The following is a 20,376-nucleotide window of genomic DNA, read 5'->3' as shown; positions in this document are numbered from 1 at the left end:
ACGTCGCGCCCGGCCCCGGCGTCGAAGGAAGGTCAGCAGTCACCGGCCACGGGGGTACGCCCACATGCACACTCGACGTTCCGCACGAACCGGCCCGGTTCTCGCCGGGATGGTCCTCGCCGCCGCCCTCGCGGTGACGGGCTGCGGCGCCGCCGGCGGTGGCTCCGCCTCCAGCGCCGACAAGGCGGCCGCGCCGGGCGCCGAGAACGCCCGCTCGGGCGCGGCGGACGGCGTCGCCTCGGGCGCGGGCGGCGCACAGTCCACCAAACCGTCCAAGGTCACCGGCACATCCGTGCCGGCCGGCAGCCACATCATCCGCACCGCCTCGCTGACCTTGCGGGTCAAGGATGTGCCCAAGGCACTGGACTCGGCCCGCACCGCGGCCGTCGACGCGGGTGGCTACGTCGGCGACGAGACGACCACCCGGGACGGCGGGGGCCGCGAGCGCACCCGGGCCGTACTGCGTGTGCCCACCGACCGCTACGACGCGGTGCTCTCCGCTCTGGAGGGCACCGGGAAGGTCGTCGAGCGGACGGCGAAGGCGCAGGACGTCACCGACCAGGTCGTCGACGTGGAGAGCCGCGTCAAGTCGCAGCGCGTCAGCGTGGCCCGGGTCCGCGAGCTGATGGACCGGGCCACCAAGCTCAGCGATGTGGTCGCCCTGGAAGGCGAGTTGAGTTCCCGTGAGTCGGACCTGGACGCCCTGCTCGCCCAGCAGGCGTCCCTGAAGGACCGCACCAGCCTGGCCACCATCACGCTCTCCCTCTCCGAGACCCCGCTGAAGGACGCCGCGAAGAAGTCCGACACGCCTGGCTTCGTGGACGCGCTGACGGGCGGCTGGGACGCGTTCGTCACGATGCTGCGCTGGATCGCCGTGGTGTTCGGCGTGGTGCTCCCGTTCCTGCTGAGCGCCGGGCTCCTGCTGGCCCTGTGGCTGCGGCTCGCCCGGACGGGGCGGCCGCGCCTGCCCGGGGCCGAAGCGGCTCCCGCGGGCGCGGGTTCGCTGCCGGTGGCGCCGCCGGTGCGCGAAGAGGGTGACGACGAGGACTGAAATGCCCGGTCCCCGTAGCGTGTTCGCATGAGCATGAGCCGTATGGAGCGACTGGTCGTGATCGGGGGTGACGCGGCGGGCATGTCCGCCGCGTCGCAGGCACGCCGGATGCGCGGGCCCGACGAGCTGGAGATCGTGGCGTTCGAACGCGGTCACTTCAGCTCCTACTCGGCCTGCGGCATCCCGTACTGGGTGGGCGGCGACGTCCCCGACCGGGACCGGCTGGTCGCCCGGAGCCCGGCGGAACACCGGGAGCGCGCCATCGACCTGCGGATGCGCACCGAGGTCACGGAGATCGATGTCGACGGGGGCCGCGTCCGCTCGCTCGACCTCGAGACCGGGGCCGAGGAGTGGACCTCGTACGACAAACTCGTGATCGCCACCGGCGCCCGTCCGATCCGCCCCGACCTGCCGGGCGTCGACGCTCCGGGCGTGCACGGCGTGCAGACCCTGGACGACGGCCAGGCCCTCCTGGACACCCTGGCGACGACCGAGGGCCGTCGCGCGGTGGTCGTCGGCGCGGGCTACATCGGCGTGGAGATGGCCGAGGCGCTCATCAACCGCGGGTACGAGGTGACGGTCGTCAACCGCGGCAAGGAGCCGATGTCCACCCTCGACCCCGACATGGGCCGCCTGGTGCACACGGCCATGGAGAACCTCGGCATCACCATGGTCAACGGCGCCGAGATCACCAAGCTCCTCACCGGGGACGCGGGCCGGGTCCGCGCGGTGGCCACCGAGGACGCGGAGTACCCGGCGGACGTGGTCGTGCTCGGCATCGGCGTACGCCCCGAGACCACGCTCGCACGGGCCGCGGGACTCCCCCTCGGCGACCACGGCGGGCTGCTCACCGACCTGGCGATGCGGGTGCGCGGGCACGAGAACATCTGGGCCGGCGGCGACTGCGTCGAGGTGCTCGACCTGATCTCGGGACGCGAACGGCACATCGCGCTGGGCACACACGCCAACAAACACGGGCAGGTCATCGGCTCCAACGTGGGCGGCGGGTACGCGACCTTCCCCGGTGTCGTCGGTACGGCCGTGAGCAAGGTCTGCGATCTGGAGATCGCCCGCACCGGGCTGCGCGAGAAGGACGCGGACCGGGCGGGCCTGCGGTTCGAGGCCGTCACCATCGAGTCGACCAGCCGCGCGGGCTACTACCCGGACGCGGAACTCATGACGGTGAAGATGCTCGCCGAGCGCCGCACAGGGCGGCTGCTCGGCGTGCAGATCGTCGGCGGGGAAGGCGCGGCGAAGCGGGTCGACATCGCCGCGGTGGCGCTGACCGCGGGCATGACGGTGGAACAGATGACATCCCTGGACCTGGGCTACGCGCCCCCGTTCTCACCGGTGTGGGACCCCGTCCTGGTGGCGGCACGCAAGGCGGTGACGGCGGTACGCAAGAACGCCGCGTAAGAGGGGCGCCCCACGGCGCCCCTACGCCGATTCGTGTCCGGCGTTCCCGTTGATCCGGTCTATCGCCTGCCGCGCCTGCTCGGCCGGCGGCCGCGCCGGAAGCGAGGACACCGACGCCGAGGCGGTGACGGCCGCGGGCTGCGTGGTGGGCGGCTTGGCGTGGGCGGCCGACCGCGCGGAGCGCAGTCGGTGGCTGACGGCCTCGTCGAGGGTCACCGGCCGCTGCATGCGCGCCGCGAGCCGTCCGGCCTCCTGGCCGAGCGCGGCGACATCCTCCCAGGGGAGGTGCAGCACCAGGGCGATTTCCGCCTCACCGTCGGGCAGGGCATGCATCGGAGGAGTAACTCGGTCGTTCATCGCCTGTGTCCTCACGTCTCTCGCGTCGCGTCTTCGTCGCGGCGCGGGCGGTTGAGGAGACATACGGATACGGGGGCGGGGCCGTTCACGGATTCACCCGGCGTATCCCGGGCACTAGTTCCTCGTGGTCATCCCCGTCCATGACGTGAACCCGGTGCGCCGCACGCCCTATGTGACGTATGCGCTGATCGCCGCCAATGTTCTGGTGTTCCTCTACACGCCCGGCCTCGCGGGATCGGTGGCGGGTGACAGCGGGCTCTCCCAGCTGTGCCATCTGCACGCGTTCCTGGAGCACTACGCCGCGGTGCCGCAGGAGTTGGTCCACCACCGACTGCCCCGCCTGGTCCCGACCGGCGACGTCGGCGTCGGAGCAGGCGGCCCCGGGTGCCTCGTGGGGCCGCCGACGTACGACAAGTCGCCGCCGCTCTCGGTCCTCACCGCGATGTTCCTGCACGGCAGCTGGCTGCATCTGCTCGGCAACATGCTCTTCCTGCTGATCTTCGGCAACAACATCGAGGACCGCCTCGGACATGTGCGGTTCGCGGTGTTCTACGTGGCGTGCGGTTACGCGGCCGCGTACGGCTTCGCGTACCTCAACGCCGACTCGAGCGACCCGCTGATCGGCGCCTCCGGAGCGATCGCCGGAGTCCTCGGCGCCTATCTGGTGCTCTATCCGAGGGCCAGGGTCTGGGTGCTCGTCCCGTTCCTGGTCTTCCTGCCGCTGCGACTGCCCGCGTGGATGGTGCTGGGCTTCTGGTTCGCGTTGCAGGCGGTGTACTCGTCCGGCGGCGGCGTCTCCACCGCCGGAACCGTGGCGTACGAAGCCCACGTGGTCGGCTTCCTCGTGGGGATGCTGCTGGCCTGGCCACTGCGCCCGGGCACCCCGCCCCCGCCGGAACCGCGCAGCCTGCTGTTCGGCAGACAGGCGCGGCACAGCTGGTGAGGCGGGCGGCGCCGGAGCGTGCGTCGTCCCCCGTGGGCCGTCTCCCGTAGGAGGTCAGCGCGCGGTCTGCTGGTGGACGTACTCCACGAGGCGGGTCAGCGCGTCCGGGTCCATGCTCGGCAGGACGCCGTGGCCGAGGTTGAAGACGTGGCCCTCGAGACCGGCGGCGGCGTCCAGCACCTCGCGGGTCTTGGTCTCAACGACCTCGGTGGTGGAGAAGAGGACGGCGGGGTCGAGGTTGCCCTGGAGCGCCTTGCCGGGGCCGACGCGGCGCGCGGCCTCGTCGAGCGGGACGCGCCAGTCGACGCCGACGACGTCCGCGCCGGCCTCGCCCATGAGGCCGAGCAGCTCGCCGGTGCCGACGCCGAAGTGGATGCGCGGCACGCCGTACCCGGCCACGGACTCGAAGACCTTGGCGGACGCGGGCATCACCGAGCGCCGGTAGTCGGCCGGTGCCAGGGCGCCGACCCAGGAGTCGAAGAGCTGGATGGCGCTCGCGCCCGCCTCGATCTGCACCTTCAGGAAGGCGGAGGTGATCTCGGCGAGACGGTCGAGCAGGTCGGCCCACAGCTGCGGGTCGCCGTACATGAGCGCCTTGGTGTGCTCGTGGTTCTTGGACGGACCGCCCTCCACGAGGTAACTCGCGAGGGTGAAAGGCGCGCCCGCGAAACCGATGAGCGGGGTCTCGCCGAGCTCGGCCGTCAGGAGCTTGATCGCCTCGGTGACGTACCAGACGTCCTCGGGGGTCAGATCGCGCAGCTGGGCCAGGTCGGCGCGGGTGCGGATCGGGTTCTGGACGACCGGGCCGACGCCCGGCTTGATGTCGAGGTCGACGCCGATGGCCTTCAGCGGGACGACGATGTCGCTGTAGTAGACCGCCGCGTCCACGTGGTGCCGGCGTACGGGCTGGAGGGTGATCTCGGTGACCAGCTCGGGCCGCATGCAGGAGTCCAGCATCGCGATGCCCTCGCGCACCTTGAGGTACTCGGGCAGCGAGCGACCGGCCTGCCGCATGAACCACACCGGGGTGTGGGGCACGGGTTCACGCCTGCAAGCCTTCAGGAAGGCGGACTCGTACGTGGCTGTCGGCGGCTGGCCCGTGGCGGGGCGGTCATTGGCACTCACGACGGAAAGTCTCGCACGCCCCGCGGACCCGCAAGTGCCGGGCTCCGGCGCCGCGAGCGGGGCGCTCCCGCCTGCGCTTTCGCGCGGCACGATCCGGACAGTGGTCCTGCGCACGGGTGTCTCTCCCTGCGCGCGGGCTCCGTTCCCCTTAATCTTCCCCGCATGGCTGCGGCTCAGGGACGACTGTCGGACGGCGCTGGCGAAATGGACGATGCCAAGGAGGGGGACCAGGATGCGAGGGAGACGGATCCGCCACCCTTCCGGGCTGCCGTCGACGCACTGAGGGCCGCGCGGCTGCGGTCCGAGATCGAGATCGACCCGACGCGCCCACCACAGCGCCTGGCCCCCTACGCGTACGCGCTGGAGGCCGCGGTCGTCGCCGACGACGAGGACCTGGCGGACGGCCGGCTCATCCTGTTGCACGACCCGGCGGGGCACGACGCCTGGCAGGGCTCCTTCCGGCTGGTGACGCTGGTCCGCGCGGAGCTGGAGCCGGAGATGGCGGCCGACCCACTGCTCCCCGACGTCTCCTGGTCGTGGCTGACCGGCGCGTTGCAGGCCCGCGGCCTGTCGTACGGCGAACCGAGCGGCACCGTCACCCGGGCGAGCTCGCACTACTTCGGGGGGCTGGCCGAGCGCCCGGCCGCGTCCCAGATCGAGATCCGGGCCTCCTGGACGCCCCGCGAGGGCCTGGGCGGCGTACCGGACACGGCCGCGCACCTCGCCGCCTGGTGCGATCTGCTCTGCCAGATCGCGGGCCTGCCCCCGGCGGGGCCCGGCGACGGCTCGGTGGTGACCCTCCCGCAGCGCCGGGGTCCGCAGTCCCGCTGAACGCAGCTTCCTTCGTTTTTCCGCTCCTCCGTCTTCCGGGGCGCCCGTGTCACGTCGAACGGGCGCCCTTTTCGACCTCGCGGAACGCCGCGCCCTTTGCCGAGTTCCTTGCCGAGGTTTTGTCGATACGGCCACTTTCAGCCGTGTCGCGACAGGGAACGACTCGGTTCGATCTTCGGATGATCGATCGCGTGTCCGAATTGAACGGATTATTACTCACCAAATCGTGATCATTCTCTAAAGGCGGACGGGTTTGATGCCGAAGACGTCTGTGACCTTGAAAGCACGGTTCGCCCCGGCTTCATCCCCACAGCCGGTCCCCGTCCCGCACCCCCAGGAGGCCTGGTGTCCGTTCTCCTCGAGCAGCCCGCAAGCCTGGTCGCCTACCGCCCGAACAAGCCGACCGCCATGGTGGTCGTGGCCGACCCACGGGTCCGATCCACCGTCACCCGCCACCTCTGGGCGCTCGGAGTGCGCGACGTCATCGAGGCGTCGTCCGTCGCGGAGGCCCGTCCCCGAATCGGCAACCCGCGCGACATCTGTGTCGCCGACGTCCACCTGCCCGACGGCAGCGGGCTCACCCTGCTGTCCGAGACCCGAGCCGCGGGCTGGCCCAACGGCCTCGCCCTCTCCGCCGCCGACGACATCGGTGCCGTGCGCAACGCCCTCGCGGGCGGCGTCAAGGGCTACGTCGTCACCGGCACCCGTACGAACGTCGGGCTCCCCACCCGACCCGGTGTCGCGCCGATCGGCTCGGCCGCCGCCCGTATGCACCGCCGCCCCCCGGGTGCCCCGAGCCACCCGGGCGGCTACCGCGAGCTCTCCGGCCGAGAGGTCGAGGTGCTCCGGCTCGTCGCCGAGGGCCAGTCGAACAAGGCCATCGGCGTCTCCATGGGCCTGTCCGCGCTGACCGTCAAGAGCCACCTCGCCCGCATCGCCCGCAAGCTCGGCACGGGCGACCGCGCCGGGATGGTGGCGGTCGCCCTGCGGACGGGGATCATCCACTGAAACGGGGACACACCCCCACCGGACCGGAACATTCACCGACCTGACTGGTTTACGACCCTCCTACGCCCGCCGACGGAACGTTCCGTCGGCGGGCGTGGTCCATACACAGATACCCTTGACAGGTGACCGACGCCCAAGAGACCGCAGAAGACAGCTCACTGCGAACCACCGGAGGCGGCCCTCCGGACGACGTCGAATCGGCGCCGATCCCTTTGCTTGAGCCCCGAGAGGGCATTCCGCCCGTCGTCGCCGACGAGACCGCGCTCGCCGAGGTGATCGCGGCCTTCGCCGCCGGCTCCGGCCCCGTGGCCGTGGACGCCGAACGCGCGTCCGGGTACCGATACGGCCAGCGCGCCTATCTGGTGCAGCTGCGCCGCGAGGGCGCCGGCTCCGCGCTGATCGACCCCGTCGCCTGTCCCGACCTCTCCGGGCTCGGCGAGGCCATCTCCGGCGTCGAATGGGTGCTGCACGCCGCCACCCAGGACCTGCCGTGTCTGCGGGAGATAGGCATGGTGCCGACGCGGCTCTTCGACACCGAGCTGGCCGGACGCCTGGCCGGGTTCCCCCGAGTGGGCCTGGGCGCGATGGTCGAGAGCGTGCTCGGCTTCGTACTGGAGAAGGGGCACTCCGCGGTCGACTGGTCCACGCGCCCGCTCCCGGAGCCGTGGCTGCGCTACGCCGCGCTCGACGTGGAACTGCTCGTCGACCTGCGCGACGCCCTGGAGAAGGAGCTCGACCGGCAGGGCAAGCTGGACTGGGCCCGACAGGAGTTCGACGCGATCGCGCAGGCCGAGCCCGCGCCGCCGCGCAAGGACCCCTGGCGCCGGACATCCGGGATGCACAAGGTGCGCCGCCGTCGGCAGATGGCGGTCGTACGGGAGCTGTGGGAGGCCCGGGACCGGATCGCCCAGCGCCGGGACATCTCGCCCGGCAAGGTGCTGGGGGACGGGGCCATCGTGGAGGCCGCGCTCTCCCTTCCGGCCAATGTGCACGCGCTCGCCGCGCTGAACGGGTTCGGGCACCGGATGGGGCGGCGCCAGCTGGAGCAGTGGCAGGCCGCCGTGGACCGCGCGAAGGCAGTGCCGGACGCCGAGCTGCCGCAGCCGGGGCAGCCCGTCACCGGGCCTCCGCCGCCGCGCGCCTGGGCCGACAAGGACCCGGCCGCCGCCGCCCGGCTCTCCGCGGCGCGGGCCGCCGTGTCGGCGCTGGCCGAGCAGCTCAACATGCCGCAGGAGAACCTGATCACTCCGGACACGGTGCGGCGGGTGTGCTGGGAGCCGCCGGCCGGCGCCGACGCCGAGTCGGTTTCGGCCGCGCTCGCCGGGTACGGGGCTCGGGCGTGGCAGGTGGAGTTGGTCACACCGGTACTGGTGGATGCGCTGGCCGTTAAGGGTGCGTAGTCGCCTGAAGGGGTTCTTGAAGGGAAGAGCGACGGCGAGATCACGCCAAGATCCCCGGATGGCGCACAGAGGAACGGGCCGGAGATCGAGACGATGTCCGTGCCCGAGCGGGGACGATCGGCGGATGTGACGTTCGCCGCTCCCGTCGTCGGGACTGGGCAGGGTGGTTACTCGCAAGTAGCATGACGGGGTGAGCGCGCGCTCAGTCGCGTGCGACGCGCAGCAGTGCCATCCCGCATCTGGAGGAGAGCCATCGTGCCTCGTACCGTCAGGGACGTCGTCTTCGTCGACGGCGTCCGCACCCCGTTCGGCAAGGCGGGCCCGAAGGGCATCTACCACGAGACCCGCGCCGACGACCTCGTCGTGAAGGCCATCCGGGAGCTGCTGCGCCGCAACCCGGGCCTCGACCCGAAGAAGATCGACGAGGTCGCCATCGCCGCGACCACGCAGATCGGTGACCAGGGTCTGACCCTGGGGCGGACCGCGGGCATCCTCGCCGGGCTGCCGCAGTCGGTCCCCGGCTACTCCATCGACCGCATGTGCGCGGGCGCGCTGACCGCCGTCACCACCACCGCGGGCTCCATCGCCTTCGGTGCGTACGACGCCGTCATCGCCGGTGGTGTCGAGCACATGGGCCGCCACCCGATGGGCGAGGGCGTGGACCCGAACCCGCGGTTCGTCAGCGAGAAGCTGGTCGACGAGTCCGCCCTGTTCATGGGCATGACCGCCGAGAACCTGCACGACCGCTACCCGCACATCACCAAGCAGCGCGCCGACGAGTACGCCGTGCGCTCGCAGGAGAAGGCCGCCAAGGCGTACGCCAACGGCAAGATCCAGCAGGACCTGGTGCCGATCTCGGTGCGCAACACCAACGCGGAGGTCGGTGAGACCGGCTGGGGCCTGGTCACCGCCGACGAGCCGATGCGTCCGGGCACCACGCTGGAGAACCTGGCCGGGCTCAAGACGCCGTTCCGCGTGCACGGCCGGGTCACCGCCGGCAACGCGGCCGGTCTGAACGACGGCGCCACCGCCTCGATCATCGCGAGCGAGGACTTCGCCCGCGAGCACAACCTGCCGGTGAAGATGCGGCTCGTCTCGTACGCCTTCGCGGGCGTCGAGCCGGAGGTCATGGGCTACGGCCCGATCCCGGCGACGGAGAAGGCCCTCGCCAAGGCGGGTCTGTCCATCGAGGACATCAACCTCTTCGAGGTCAACGAGGCCTTCGCCGTCCAGGTGCTGGCCTTCCTCGACCACTACGGCATCGCGGACGACGACGCGCGCGTCAACCAGTACGGCGGCGCCATCGCCTTCGGTCACCCGCTCGCCTCCTCCGGCGTACGTCTGATGACGCAGCTGGCCCGCCAGTTCGAGGAGCAGCCGGAGGTCCGTTACGGCCTCACCACCATGTGCGTCGGCTTCGGCATGGGCGCCACGGTGATCTGGGAGAACCCGCACCACAAGGACGCCGGAGGCAACAAGTGAGCACCGCTGAACTCCTGAAGGGTGCGGCCGAGCTGTTCCCCGACGAGGTCGTGACGTCCGCGCACGTACGCCACCTCGACCTGCCGTTCGGTGCCGGGCGCTTCGCGCTCATCACCCTTGACAACGGCTTCGACCACACCAAGCCGACCACCTTCGGCCCGGCGTCGCTGGCGAACCTCAACACCGCCATCGACCAGGTGGAGGCGGAGGCCGCGGCCGGCGAGATCGTCGGTGTCGGCGTCACCGGCAAGCCGTTCATCTTCGCGGTCGGCGCGGACCTGAAGGGCGTCGAGCTCCTCAAGAACCACGACGACGCGCTCGCCATCGGCAAGGGCGGCCACGAGGTCTTCAAGCGCCTCGCGGGCATCGCGGTCCCGACCTTCGCCTACTACAACGGCGCGGCGATGGGCGGCGGCGTCGAGGTCGGTCTGCACTGCCAGTACCGCACGGTGTCGAAGGCCATCGCGGCCTTCTCCCTCCCCGAGGTCTTCCTCGGTCTGGTCCCGGGCTGGGGCGGCTGCACACTGCTCCCGAACCTGATCGGCGCCGACAAGGCCGTCTCGGTCATCATCGAGAACTCGCTCAACCAGAACAAGCAGCTCAAGGGCAAGCAGGTCTTCGACCTCGGCATCGCCGACGCCCTCTTCGAAGGCGCCGACTTCCTGGAGCAGTCGCTGATCTGGACCGCGTCCGTCCTCAAGGGCGACATCGCGGTCGAGCGTCCCGAGATCGACCGCGGCGAGGCCTGGGACCAGGCCGTCGCCAAGGGCCGGTTCATCGCCGACGGCAAGGTGCACGGGGCGGCTCCGGCCGCGTACCGCGCCCTCGACATCATCGCGGCGGCCAAGGACGGCGACCTGCAGAAGGGCTACGACGCCGAGGACATCGCCCTCGCCGACCTGATCATGGGCGGCGAACTGCGTTCCGGCATCTACGCCTTCAACCTGGTCCAGAAGCGCGGCAAGCGCCCCGCGGGCGCGCCGGACAAGAGCCTGGCCCGTCCGGTCACCAAGGTGGGCGTCGTGGGCGCGGGCCTGATGGCCTCGCAGCTCGCCCTGCTCTTCCTGCGCCGCCTCGAAGTACCCGTCGTCCTCACGGACATCGACCAGGAGCGCGTCGACAAGGGTGTGGGCTACGTCCACGCCGAGATCGACAAGCTGCTGGCGAAGTCCCGCATCAACCAGGACAAGGCCAACCGCCTCAAGGCGCTGGTGACCGGTGTCCTGGACAAGGCCGAGGGCTTCTCCGACGCCGACTTCATCATCGAGGCCGTCTTCGAGGAGATCGGCGTCAAGCAGCAGGTGTTCGCGGAGGTCGAGGCGGTCGCCCCGGCGCACGCGATCCTCGCCACCAACACCTCCTCCCTCTCGGTGACGGAGATGGCGTCGAAGCTGAAGAACCCCGAGCGGGTCGTCGGCTTCCACTTCTTCAACCCGGTCGCGATCCTGCCGCTCCTGGAGATCGTGCGCGGCGAGCAGACCGACGACGCCTCGCTGGCCACCGCCTTCGCCGTCGCCAAGAAGCTGAAGAAGACCGCGGTGCTGGTGAAGGACGCCCCGGCGTTCGTCGTCAACCGCATCCTCACCCGCTTCATGGGCGAGATCCAGAACGTCATCGACGAGGGCACGCCGGTCGAGGTCGCGGAGAAGGCGGTGGAGCCGCTGGGTCTGCCGATGTCTCCGCTGGTCCTGCTCGAACTGGTCGGCCCCGCGATCGGTCTGCACGTCTCGGAGACCCTCAACCGGGCCTTCCCCGACCGCTTCACGGTCTCCCCGAACCTCGCGGCCGTCGTCAAGGCGGGCAAGCGCGGCTTCTACGTGTACGACTCCGGGAAGCCGGAGCTGGACCCCGAGGTCGCGGCGCTCCTGAAGCAGGGCGACGTGGTCCTCACGGAGGAGCAGGTGCGGGCCCGTGTCCTGGACGCGGTCGCCCAGGAGATCGGTCTGATGCTCGACGAGGGTGTCGTCGCCGAGGCCCAGGACATCGACCTCTGCCTGATCACCGGTGCCGGCTGGCCCTTCCACCTGGGCGGGATCACTCCGTACCTGGACCGTGAGGGCGTCTCCGAGCGAGTGACCGGCAAGCGGTTCCTGGACGCCGGGGTGGCTTCCGTCCCCGCGTAAGCGCTCCGCTGTGTCCGCCGGGTGCCCTGTACGCCAACGCGGCGTACGGGGCACCCGTCGTTTCCCTCGTCCTCGAACGCAGGACGGGCCGCAAGATGCGCGCCGGCGCCCTAAACGGGCGCGGGGAACTGCGCGGCCGGCACACCCCCGGTTTCTGTTACAGCGGGTGCCAGGCCTCCAGGGCCAAGCCCGGTTCGTCCTTGCGTCGGGTGAGGAGGAGTTCCTCGCTGCCCGGGGCCAGGGTCGCCGCCACCACGCGCCCGTCCTCGTCCTCGGCGAGAGACACCTCGGCCCCGACGGGAAGCCCGGGACCCGACTCGGTCCACCACGCCCCCGCCGCCTCCTGCTCGGTGGGATACGCGGCGAAGACGACGCGACCGCTCGCCGACCGCTGCGCGAGCAACGTGCAGTCGTAGCCGTCGAGTTCACAGCGGATCGCCGAGACGGGGCCGGGACCGGCCGACGCGAGCACGGCGACAGGCTTGGTGCCCGGGCGCCACGCGCACACGTCACCCGCCTCGTCGGTGAAGAACAGGGTGGTGGCGGAGGGGGACGTGGCGAGGGCGCGGAGGGTGCCCGGACGTACCGGTGTCTCCAGGGACTCCTGGAGCACCGGCTGCTTGCCCGGCTCCTCCTGGCGCCAGTGGGCGATCCCGTCCGCCACGACCGCGTACAGCTCGACGAGCCCTGACTCCCCCGTCACGGCCGCCAGATCCTCCCGTACGCCACTGCCCTTGAGGTCGCGCCACGGATCCCAGCCGCCCTTCTCCTTCTGGGCGACCATGCTGACCCCGCCGCCCTTGTTGCGCACGAAGACGTGGGCGCGTCCCTGCGCGTCGACCGCGACGGCCGGCGTACCGGTGCGGTCCCCCGTCTTGTTGGGGTGCCCGATCGAGTGCCAGTCGAGCGCGGCGAGCCGCGGCCGGTAGTGCGTGGTGTGCACGAGCCCGGACTCGCCGGGCACGGTGGGGCGCCAGGAGACGAGATGGGCGTAGCCGTCGGCGCCCTGGCCGACGGCCAGGACCGGGTGCAGGCGCTGCTCGCCGCCGACGGTGCGCGGTGGGTCCCAGGGGCCGCCGGGGCCGCGCTCCGCCCGGCAGTGGACGGCGGTGCCCGACAGCAGGTACACACTGAGCCTGCCGTCACGACCGCGTCTGAGCCATTCGCCGTTCACCGGTTCACTTTAATCCGGGACCCTCGCGTCATCGCCAGGGGCCCAGGGGGCTGCCCGCGGCCGGCGACAGCTGGCGGCGGACGTGCAGGCGCCCGTCGGTGCCGATGACCGCCAGGACGACGGCGCCCGCGGCGTCCCGTGCCATCGCGGGGGCGTGGGTGAACATGTCGCCCGACTCGCGCCAGTGGGTGCCGGAGATGTCCTTGTCGCGGTCGGGCAGCGACACGACGGGGCGGCCACGGCTGCCCCGGTGGGCCAGGTACGCCTCCCGCGCACCGCGTTCGGGTGCCCACAGCGCGGCCACGGCGCCCGTACCTCCGTGGCCGCCCAGCCCGGCGCCGGATCCGGGCCACCGGCCGTCGGCGTGCCGGCGGTAGGCCATGACCTGCTGGGTGCCGGCCTCCCGGTAGTACAGGCAGGTGCGGCCCGCGCCCGAGTCGACGGCGGTGACGCCACCGGTCGCGGGGCGGCCGGTCTTGAGGGTGTCGTCGAGGGTGAAGGGGCCGCCGGGTTCGGGCTGGTACCAGCGCCATACGGTGTTCTTGCCGGGGACGTACAGCTCCACCGTGCCGTTCTCGCTGGTCAGGGCCGTACCCGCGTCCTGGACGAAGGAACCGCCGAGGCTCTCCCAGGGGGCCCAGGCGCCCGTGGTGTCGCGGCGTCGCAGGCTGATGCCCTGGGCGAAGTCGCGCACGAACACGTGGAGTCGGCCCATGCCGTCGACGGCGGCGGACGGCACGCCCACCTCGCGCTGACGGCGGCCGTCGCCGTGGGACCAGTCCGGGTTCTCCAGGGTCCGCCAGCCGCTGAAGCCGTTGCCGTCGCGATCCTGCACAGTGTGGACGACATCGACGGTGACCCCGCTGCCGACCACCGACTGGCGGCGCAGGCCGACGAGTTCGGCGGGACCGCCGGGTACTCCGGTGACGGCGAGGGTGGGGGCGAGCCAGCCGTCGCCCAGGACGAAGGGGCCCTTCCACTCGCCGCTCGCGGGGGCGGTCTCCGTCCAGAAGGCGAGCCGTCCGGCGAGCACCCCGAAGGCGTTCAGCCGGCCGTCGGGACCCAGCCGCAGCCAGTCGGTCGTGGGCGAGTAGCGGTAGGCGGCGCTTCGCATGTGCGTGCTGCGGAAGGGGTTCGGACCCAGCTGCCGGTCGCCGCACCGCTCACAGGTGCCGTGCGGGCAGGCCTGGGGTGCGTCGAGGCCCGCGTAGGTGGCGAGGTACTCGGCCTTCTCCGAGACCGCCGCCGAGTCGAGGTTGTAGCCCCAGAAACGGTTGGCGTAGGCGCGGTAGTGCTCGACGACCGGGGTGTGGCCCGCCTCGCGGTGCCGGGTGAGGGCGGCGATCGCGAAGTGCGCGGTGGCGGTGTGGTCGACGTGGTCGGAGCAGACGTACTCCTCCTTGCCGCCGTCGTGTTCGGGGTCGGGGTCCATGGTCCGTACGACGGTGGGGCGGATGTGGGCCAGCAGTGCGGTCAGCGCGCCGACGACCTGTTCCCGGGTGACGTGCTGCACCTCGCCGACCGTGCAGCCGCGCACCGGCAGCGTGGCCTGGGTGCGCAGGGCGCCCTCCCACAGCTCGTGGATCCGGGTGCGGCCGCGGTCGGTGGGCGCACCCTGGTGGAGCTGGAGGAAGTACAGGCACACGCCGTCCCGGTCGACGAGCGTGAACCGCTCGGCGGCGAACCCCGGGACGAGGTCCACGGGTTCGCGGCCCCAGCGGCTGTCGCGGTCGCCGGTCGCCATCCGGGCGTACGCGGAGCGCAGTCCGCAGCCGCGCTCGGTGCTGTAGCCGGTGAAGTCCGGTGGCAGTGCGGCGTGTTCGGGGTCGTTGGTGTCGGCGTTGATCCCGTCGCCCTCGCCGGCGGTGAGGACGACAGTGGTGACGAGGTCGCCGTCCTGGAGGGATCTGACGAGGTCGGGGTTCATGAAGTACAGGTCGTCGTCCTGGTGGGCGACGATGTGCAGGAGGGAGCGAGTCGTCGGGTTCATCGGTCCACCACATTCATGGCCATGGCTCCGGAGGCGGAGCAGTAGGGCCGTACCCACACCGGGCGTGCCGGGTGGACGACGGCATACGGGGAGGGCTCGTCGCCGACGAGCGGGACGGACGGATAGGCGTAGGCGCCCTTGACGTCGGGGAAGTCCTCGAGGAGGTGGCAGACGCGGACCTTGCGGCGGTCGGCGGGGTTCGGCTGGAGCCACCAGTCCCAGTCCTCCCAGCGCGCGAGGCGCAGGTCCACGATCCGGCGGAGGGGGACCTCGGCGCGGAACCCCTGGCGGCCCAGGATCTCGACGGGAACGGTGAGGTTCCTCGCGTACCGGCCCCGGCGGCTGACGACGAAGAGGGCGCCCGGCTCGACCCGGCGCTCGCCGCACAGGACGCCCGCCAGGGTGATGCCGGTGTCGGTCACCTCGACCGAGGTGCACTCGGCGTGTTCCTGGCGCAGCACGGTGCGCAGCATCAGCCGGCCGTTGGGTTGGGCGTAGGGGAGGTTCCAGCCGACGGAACGGGTCGTCGGGCGGGCCATGAGGCGGGCGCGGGCGTCGATGAGCGCCCGGGTGTCACGCAGGCCGGCCTTCATGTGCACGATGGGCGACTTCGGGCTGCGCATGGTCACCTGCCAGCGTCCGTCGCCGAGTTCGTCGAGGGCGGACGGGGTGAGGGCGGCCGTGTAGCGGGTGCCGCCGTTGTCGAGTGTTCTGCGGACGGTGCGCAGCGGCAGGTCGGGGCGGCGGTCGTCGTCGGAGGGTTTGTGGCGCAGCACGAACTGCCAGCGCTGCCGCCCCTCGCCGGGACCGTCGGCGGCGAACCGCAGCCAGCCCGCGTCGTCCGCGGTGACGTCCACGGTGGCCGCGCCGAGGGAGACCGGGGGCACGGTGACCTGGGCGGTGGCGGCCTCCTTGGGGCCCGCCGGTGCGCGGTAGCCGCGGACGGCGGCGGCGCGGCGGCGGGCGGCGTCCTCGAAGAGGTCGACGTAGCGGGCGGCGACGGCGGCGGGGTCGTAGCGGGCGGCGTTGCGCAGTGCGGCGGCGCCCATGTCGCGGCGGAGTGCCTCGTCGGCCATGAGGCGGCGCAGGCCCTGGGCGATCGCCTCCGTGTCGCCGTTCGGGACGAGGAAGCCGTCCTCGCCGTCGCGGAGGATCTCCCGGGGGCCCACCGGGCAGTCGGTGGAGACGACGGGCAGGCCGCAGCGCATGGCCTCGACGAGGGTCATGCCGAAGGATTCGGCGCTGGAGGTGACCGCCGCGATCGACCCCTTGGCCCACTCGGACTCGATCGGTGAGAAGCCGCCCATCAGCAGGGCGCGGCCGGCGAGGCCCAGCTCCCGTACCAGGGCGCGGAGTTCGCCCGCCTCACCGCCGTCGCCGTAGATGCGCAGCTGCCAGTCGGGAAACTCGTCGGCAAGCATGCCGAAGGCGCGGATGAGGAGGTCGTAGCGCTTGATGTGGTGCATGCGGCCGGCGCTGACGACGACCTTGTGCGCGCAGTCGGAGGGCGGTACGGCGGGCTGGGGGACGCTGTTGGGGATGCCCACCACGGGGATGCCGGGGATGGGGGTGTTCTCCAGGAACGACCGGGCGTCCGCCTCCGTGACGGTGGTGACGGCGTCCAGGCGCGGGTAGACGCGGGCCATCTCCGCGCGTACGGCGGGCGGGATGGCCAGGTGGGTCATGTGTTCCTGGGCGACGCGCAGCGCGCCGTCGCGGGTGTGGGCCGCGACGAAGAGGTTGAGGCTGGGGCGGGTGCCGACGACGACGTCGGCGTCCGTCTTCTGCAGGTCGCGGATGATGCGCCCGTCGGTGAACCTGCTGTACTGCGCGTAGAACTCCTCCTGGCGCGGCACCACTTCGCTCGGTTCGTCGCTGCCGGCGGCGCCGCGGTCGGCGGAGCCGGGGCGCAGGTCGACGAGGGCGCGCACGGTGATCCGCGGCGAGATCTCGAACTTGGTGGTGGTCGCCCGCCGGAAGACGGAGACGATCTCCACGTCGTGGCGGACGGCGAGCGCCTCGGCGAGGTTGATGACCGTGCGGTTGGTGCCCCCGATGCCGTAGATGTTGTTGATGAGGAAGGAGATCTTCACCGGATCTCGGGTTCCTTCCGCTCGAAGGGGCTGGGCACGGGGTAGTACGCGTCGAGGAATCGTCTGAGCATGGCCGTCTGGCGTTCGGTGTCCTGGCCGTCGGAGAGGGTGTCGTTGATGCAGAACGCCTGCCGGTCGCGGCGGGCCAGCAGGATGCCCAGGCGCCGCTGGATCTCGGGTTTCGCCAGGTCGAGGTAGGCGAAGCCGATGGTCGAGGGCACCGCCCGGCCGGTGAAGTAGGCGTAGTAGTGGTAGAGCGAGGACGGGATGGAGATGTCGGTGGCGCTGCGGAAGCGGCTGAGCGAGGTCTGCCGGTGGGCGTCGGCGAACTCGCGCTCGATCTCCTGAAGGACGCTGCGCCGCAGGGCGTAGGGTGCGTGCCGCAGCTTCTGGACGATGGCCGAGCCGAAGTTGTCCAGGATGAGGCGCCGGTTGTTCTTGCCCGCGGCGTCGACGGGGCGGTCGCCCTGGCTGAGGTCCCGGCGGGGCACCTGGGACGGCGAGAAGAACGTACGGGTCATGCCGTTGGAGAGGAAGAAGTCCTGGGGGGTGACGGGGCAGCCCAGGAACATGTCGTCGTTGAAGTAGAGGAAGTGCTCGGACAGGCCCTTGATGTGGTGCAGCCGGCTCTCGATGGCGTGCGAGTTGAAGGTGGGCAGCGCGCCGGGGTCGTCGAAGATCTCGGAGTGGTCGACGACGGTGACGCGCGGGTGGCGGTCGTTGAGCCAGGCCGGGCGCTGGCGGTCCGTCACCACGTAGACATGGCGGACCCAGGGGGCGTTCTGCTCCAGCGCGCGCAGTGAGTAGCGCAGTTCGTCGCGGCTGATGTAGCGGGCCGCGTTGGCGGACTCGGTGTGATAGCCGCCGTGTCCGAACGCGGCGCGCCGCTGCTGCCAGGCGGGGTCGTTGCCGTCCACCCAGGTGTAGACGACGTCGATCGGGAAGCGCACGTCCTCGGGGAGCGCGTCGGCGCACGGCCGGATGGTGCGCACCGCGCGGGTGCGGCGGGTGTGCAGGGCGGCGAAGCCCGTGAGCCGGCTGACCGGGATGGTGACCCGGGGCTCGTCGGGGGCGACGTCCTCGGTGACCCGATTGGGGCGGGGGGCCACCAGACGCCCTTCGCTCGGCTGCCAGAACTCGATGTCGCAGCCGTACTCCAGGCCGAGGACGAGGGAGCCCTTCGGGTCGCTCCACACCATGCCGACGCGCAGCACCCGCGAGGCGTGGGTGACGTGCCGGCCGCGCCTGGAGCCGCACAGCGCGGTACGGCCCGTCGCCTTGTCGCCGTGGCAGGCGCTCACGTAGACGGGTCCGGTGCGCGCGGAGCGGTCCAGGGCTCCGCGGACCCGGTCGCGGTCGGCCTCGGCGACGGCCAGGCTGGAGCGGAAGTCGGAGTTGCCGCGGATCGCGAAGTAGTCGACGCCCGCCTCCTCCAGCAGGGTCGCCACCAGTTCGAGGTTGGCCTCGCGCAGTCCGAGCGGCGACACCGTGGGGCGTACGAGGGCGATCTGCGCTCCCCGGCCGGGGAGCACCGCGAGCCGCTCGCCCTCGCCGAACAGCCGCGGCCAGCGGCGGCGGGCCCGCAGACCCCGGAAGAGCCGGGCTCCCAGGGTGACGGACTGGAGCCGGCGCAGCAGCTGCTTGAGGGCCATGCGCAGCCGCATCGGCACGCGCCGTGCGATCCGGCGTCTGAGGCCGGTGGGGACCAGGGTGCGGTACACCCCGACCGCGGCGGATGCCTCGGGGTTGCCAGTGCTCACGAATGCGTGTCCGGGTCTTCGGGTTCCCCGTGCTCGAAGGCGGAGGCGACGGGGAAGTAGCGGCGGAGGAAGTGGTGGACGGCGTCGGTGCCGCCCCGATGGTGTGCCTCTTCGGAGCCCAGGCCGAAGAGGTGGATCTGCTGGGTGTCCCGGCGGACGAGGAGTCGCTCCAGACGGTTCTCGATCCCGGGCAGGGCCGCGTGCAGCAGCACGGACGCCTCGCCGGAGGGGTCGGCGAGTCCGGCGACGTACCCGAAGTGGTGGACGAGCCCGTCCATGGGGTGGGTGCCGGGTACGGCGGGCAGCCGCTGTCCGTCGGCGGGTTCGGGCGGGGTGGTGCCGGCCGCCGCGAGCCGGGCGAGGGTGTCGCGGTGGTAGGGCTGGGGGCCCGCGGTGTAGCCGTGCGCGGTGACGCGGCCGGTGGCCGTGTAGGCGGCGCGGGTCCACGGGGCGAAGGACTCCTCGGCGTTCCAGGGGCCGCGCCGGGGGCGGGTCGCGCCGTGCGGGGTGAAGTAGTCGAAGGGGCGGACCGGGCGGCCGATCAGGGCGCCCGGGCGCAGCAGCAGGAAGTGGTCCGCGAGGTCCGGCAGTTGGTGCAGGGCCCGTTCGGCGCCCGGCGCCGCACGGACGATGTCGAGCCGGTCGTCGGCGCGCAGCCAGCCCGGCAGCGGCGCCTCGGCGAGCACGTGGACGACGTCGGCCCAGGGCGCGTACTGGTGCAGCGAGCGCAGCGCGGCGCGCAGCAGTTCCTCGCCCCAGGGGGTGGGGTCCTGCCACAGGAGGACCGCGTCGACGGGGAAGGTGATCTCTTCCAGCCGGGGGATGTCGAAGGTCTCTAGCGTGATCGTCGGGTCCATGTCGCCGTCGATGTCGCAGTACCCGGAGAGCCGGTCGAGTCCGATCTCGATGCCGAGCGCGTCGCTCGGGACGGTGCGCTGGACCCGGTTGGGGCGCGGTCCGGCCAGCCGTTCCTGGGGCAGGTCGGTGTTGACGGTCCAGAACTCGATCTCGATGCCCTGGTCCTCACCGACCCACAGGTTCTCGGTGGGCTCGGTGCGCAGCCAGGTCAGGCGGATCACCTTGGCCTTGCCGAAGTGCTTCCAGGCCTTCAGATGGCTGGCCGGGACGGTCTCGGTGTCGCTCTTCGCGGGGGACACCGAGACGACGTATCCGGTGTGCTCCTCCATCAACGCGCGCAGGGCACGGCGTACGGCGCCCTTGTCGCTTTGTTCCACGGCCAGGCAGATCCGGCGGTCGTCGAGCGCGGGCACCGCGAACCACGGGATGTCGGCTGCGTCCAGCGCGAAGGTGACAAGGTCGTGGTCGAGGCGGCGGGCGAGGTCGATCGTCAGGCCGGTGTGGACGTGGCCCACCCGCCCGTCGGGGGCGGTGATCCGGCGCTCGGAGTGCCCGAACTCCGCCTTGCGCACCCGGCGCAGGGCACGTCGGTGCAGCCGTGCCTCGCGGCGGCCGAGGGTCCGGGCGAGGCCGCGCTTGACCTTGCGGCGGACCCGCAGGGGGACGGTGCCGGCCGCGGCGGAGCGCAGCGGCTGGGGGACGAGTCGCTTGTAGACGTGGGCCGCGGAGCTCATCGACGTCGGGTCGGACACGTCATGAACTCCG

General features: G+C 71.9%; 15 protein-coding genes. 8 read left to right on the top strand and 7 right to left on the bottom strand.

Annotation, left to right across the window (positions count from 1 at the left end; all coding sequences use genetic code 11):
• The first annotated feature begins 64 nt into the window (after nucleotides 1–64).
• Nucleotides 65–1,051 carry a DUF4349 domain-containing protein gene (locus ACZ69M_RS44675; protein WP_470059299.1) on the top strand — a complete coding sequence of 329 codons (987 nt, stop codon included), beginning with the start codon at nucleotides 65–67 and terminating at the stop codon, nucleotides 1,049–1,051.
• A 27-nt stretch (nucleotides 1,052–1,078) separates the two neighbouring features.
• Nucleotides 1,079–2,467 carry an FAD-dependent oxidoreductase gene (locus tag ACZ69M_RS44670; protein WP_470059297.1) on the top strand — a complete coding sequence of 463 codons (1,389 nt, stop codon included), beginning with the start codon at nucleotides 1,079–1,081 and terminating at the stop codon, nucleotides 2,465–2,467.
• Nucleotides 2,468–2,488: 21 nt separating this feature from the next.
• Here ACZ69M_RS44670 and ACZ69M_RS44665 read toward each other — a convergent pair whose 3' ends face one another.
• Nucleotides 2,489–2,824: a hypothetical protein gene (locus tag ACZ69M_RS44665; protein WP_082417462.1), complete on the bottom strand. Its 336-nt coding sequence runs from the start codon at nucleotides 2,822–2,824 to the stop codon at nucleotides 2,489–2,491.
• A gap of 124 nt (nucleotides 2,825–2,948) precedes the next feature.
• On the opposite strand from ACZ69M_RS44665, the gene ACZ69M_RS44660 reads away from it, so the two are divergent.
• Entirely contained in the window at nucleotides 2,949–3,767 is an 819-nt protein-coding gene (locus ACZ69M_RS44660; RefSeq protein ID WP_470059295.1) for a rhomboid family intramembrane serine protease, read from the top strand.
• 54 nt (nucleotides 3,768–3,821) lie between these two features.
• Here ACZ69M_RS44660 and hemE read toward each other — a convergent pair whose 3' ends face one another.
• Nucleotides 3,822–4,892: a uroporphyrinogen decarboxylase gene (gene hemE / locus ACZ69M_RS44655; RefSeq protein WP_470059293.1), complete on the bottom strand. Its 1,071-nt coding sequence runs from the start codon at nucleotides 4,890–4,892 to the stop codon at nucleotides 3,822–3,824.
• Between the two features lie 204 nt (nucleotides 4,893–5,096).
• On the opposite strand from hemE, the gene ACZ69M_RS44650 reads away from it, so the two are divergent.
• The 5 genes from ACZ69M_RS44650 to ACZ69M_RS44630 all read left to right on the top strand — a co-directional run bounded on the left by ACZ69M_RS44650 (nucleotide 5,097) and on the right by ACZ69M_RS44630 (nucleotide 11,736).
• A complete protein-coding gene (locus ACZ69M_RS44650; RefSeq protein WP_470059453.1) occupies nucleotides 5,097–5,723 on the top strand; it encodes a DUF3000 domain-containing protein in 627 nt (208 codons plus the stop codon).
• A gap of 345 nt (nucleotides 5,724–6,068) precedes the next feature.
• On the top strand, nucleotides 6,069–6,731 hold the full coding sequence (locus tag ACZ69M_RS44645; protein ID WP_054234007.1) for a response regulator transcription factor: 663 nt from the start codon (nucleotides 6,069–6,071) through the stop codon (nucleotides 6,729–6,731).
• A gap of 122 nt (nucleotides 6,732–6,853) precedes the next feature.
• On the top strand, nucleotides 6,854–8,131 hold the full coding sequence (locus ACZ69M_RS44640) for a ribonuclease D (protein ID WP_470059291.1): 1,278 nt from the start codon (nucleotides 6,854–6,856) through the stop codon (nucleotides 8,129–8,131).
• A gap of 255 nt (nucleotides 8,132–8,386) precedes the next feature.
• Nucleotides 8,387–9,613, top strand: a complete 1,227-nt coding sequence (locus ACZ69M_RS44635) for a thiolase family protein (protein WP_352048059.1) — start codon at nucleotides 8,387–8,389, stop codon at nucleotides 9,611–9,613.
• Nucleotides 9,610–11,736 (top strand): 3-hydroxyacyl-CoA dehydrogenase NAD-binding domain-containing protein, encoded by a 2,127-nt coding sequence (locus ACZ69M_RS44630; protein ID WP_470059288.1) that lies wholly within the window; start codon nucleotides 9,610–9,612, stop codon nucleotides 11,734–11,736. The genes ACZ69M_RS44635 and ACZ69M_RS44630 overlap by 4 nt, the downstream gene beginning before the upstream one ends.
• A 157-nt stretch (nucleotides 11,737–11,893) precedes the next feature.
• Here the strand turns inward: ACZ69M_RS44630 and ACZ69M_RS44625 are convergent, their stop codons facing one another.
• The 5 genes from ACZ69M_RS44625 to ACZ69M_RS44605 are packed head-to-tail and all read right to left on the bottom strand — an operon-like array spanning nucleotide 11,894 to nucleotide 20,363.
• Nucleotides 11,894–12,910 (bottom strand): PLL family lectin, encoded by a 1,017-nt coding sequence (locus ACZ69M_RS44625; protein ID WP_470059287.1) that lies wholly within the window; start codon nucleotides 12,908–12,910, stop codon nucleotides 11,894–11,896.
• Nucleotides 12,911–12,938: 28 nt separating this feature from the next.
• Nucleotides 12,939–14,900 (bottom strand): hypothetical protein, encoded by a 1,962-nt coding sequence (locus ACZ69M_RS44620; protein ID WP_470059286.1) that lies wholly within the window; start codon nucleotides 14,898–14,900, stop codon nucleotides 12,939–12,941.
• Entirely contained in the window at nucleotides 14,897–16,993 is a 2,097-nt protein-coding gene (locus ACZ69M_RS44615) for a glycosyltransferase family 4 protein (RefSeq protein WP_470059284.1), read from the bottom strand. Before ACZ69M_RS44615 ends, ACZ69M_RS44620 begins: the two co-directional genes overlap by 4 nt.
• Nucleotides 16,990–18,753, bottom strand: coding sequence for a stealth family protein (locus ACZ69M_RS44610; protein ID WP_470059283.1), 1,764 nt, complete (start codon nucleotides 18,751–18,753; stop codon nucleotides 16,990–16,992). The genes ACZ69M_RS44615 and ACZ69M_RS44610 overlap by 4 nt, the downstream gene beginning before the upstream one ends.
• Nucleotides 18,750–20,363 (bottom strand): sugar phosphotransferase, encoded by a 1,614-nt coding sequence (locus ACZ69M_RS44605; protein ID WP_470059281.1) that lies wholly within the window; start codon nucleotides 20,361–20,363, stop codon nucleotides 18,750–18,752. Before ACZ69M_RS44605 ends, ACZ69M_RS44610 begins: the two co-directional genes overlap by 4 nt.
• Nucleotides 20,364–20,376 lie beyond the last annotated feature (13 nt).

The organism is Streptomyces sp. NPDC107454, assembly GCF_055582885.1.
This window is presented reverse-complemented; position numbering and strand designations above follow the sequence as displayed.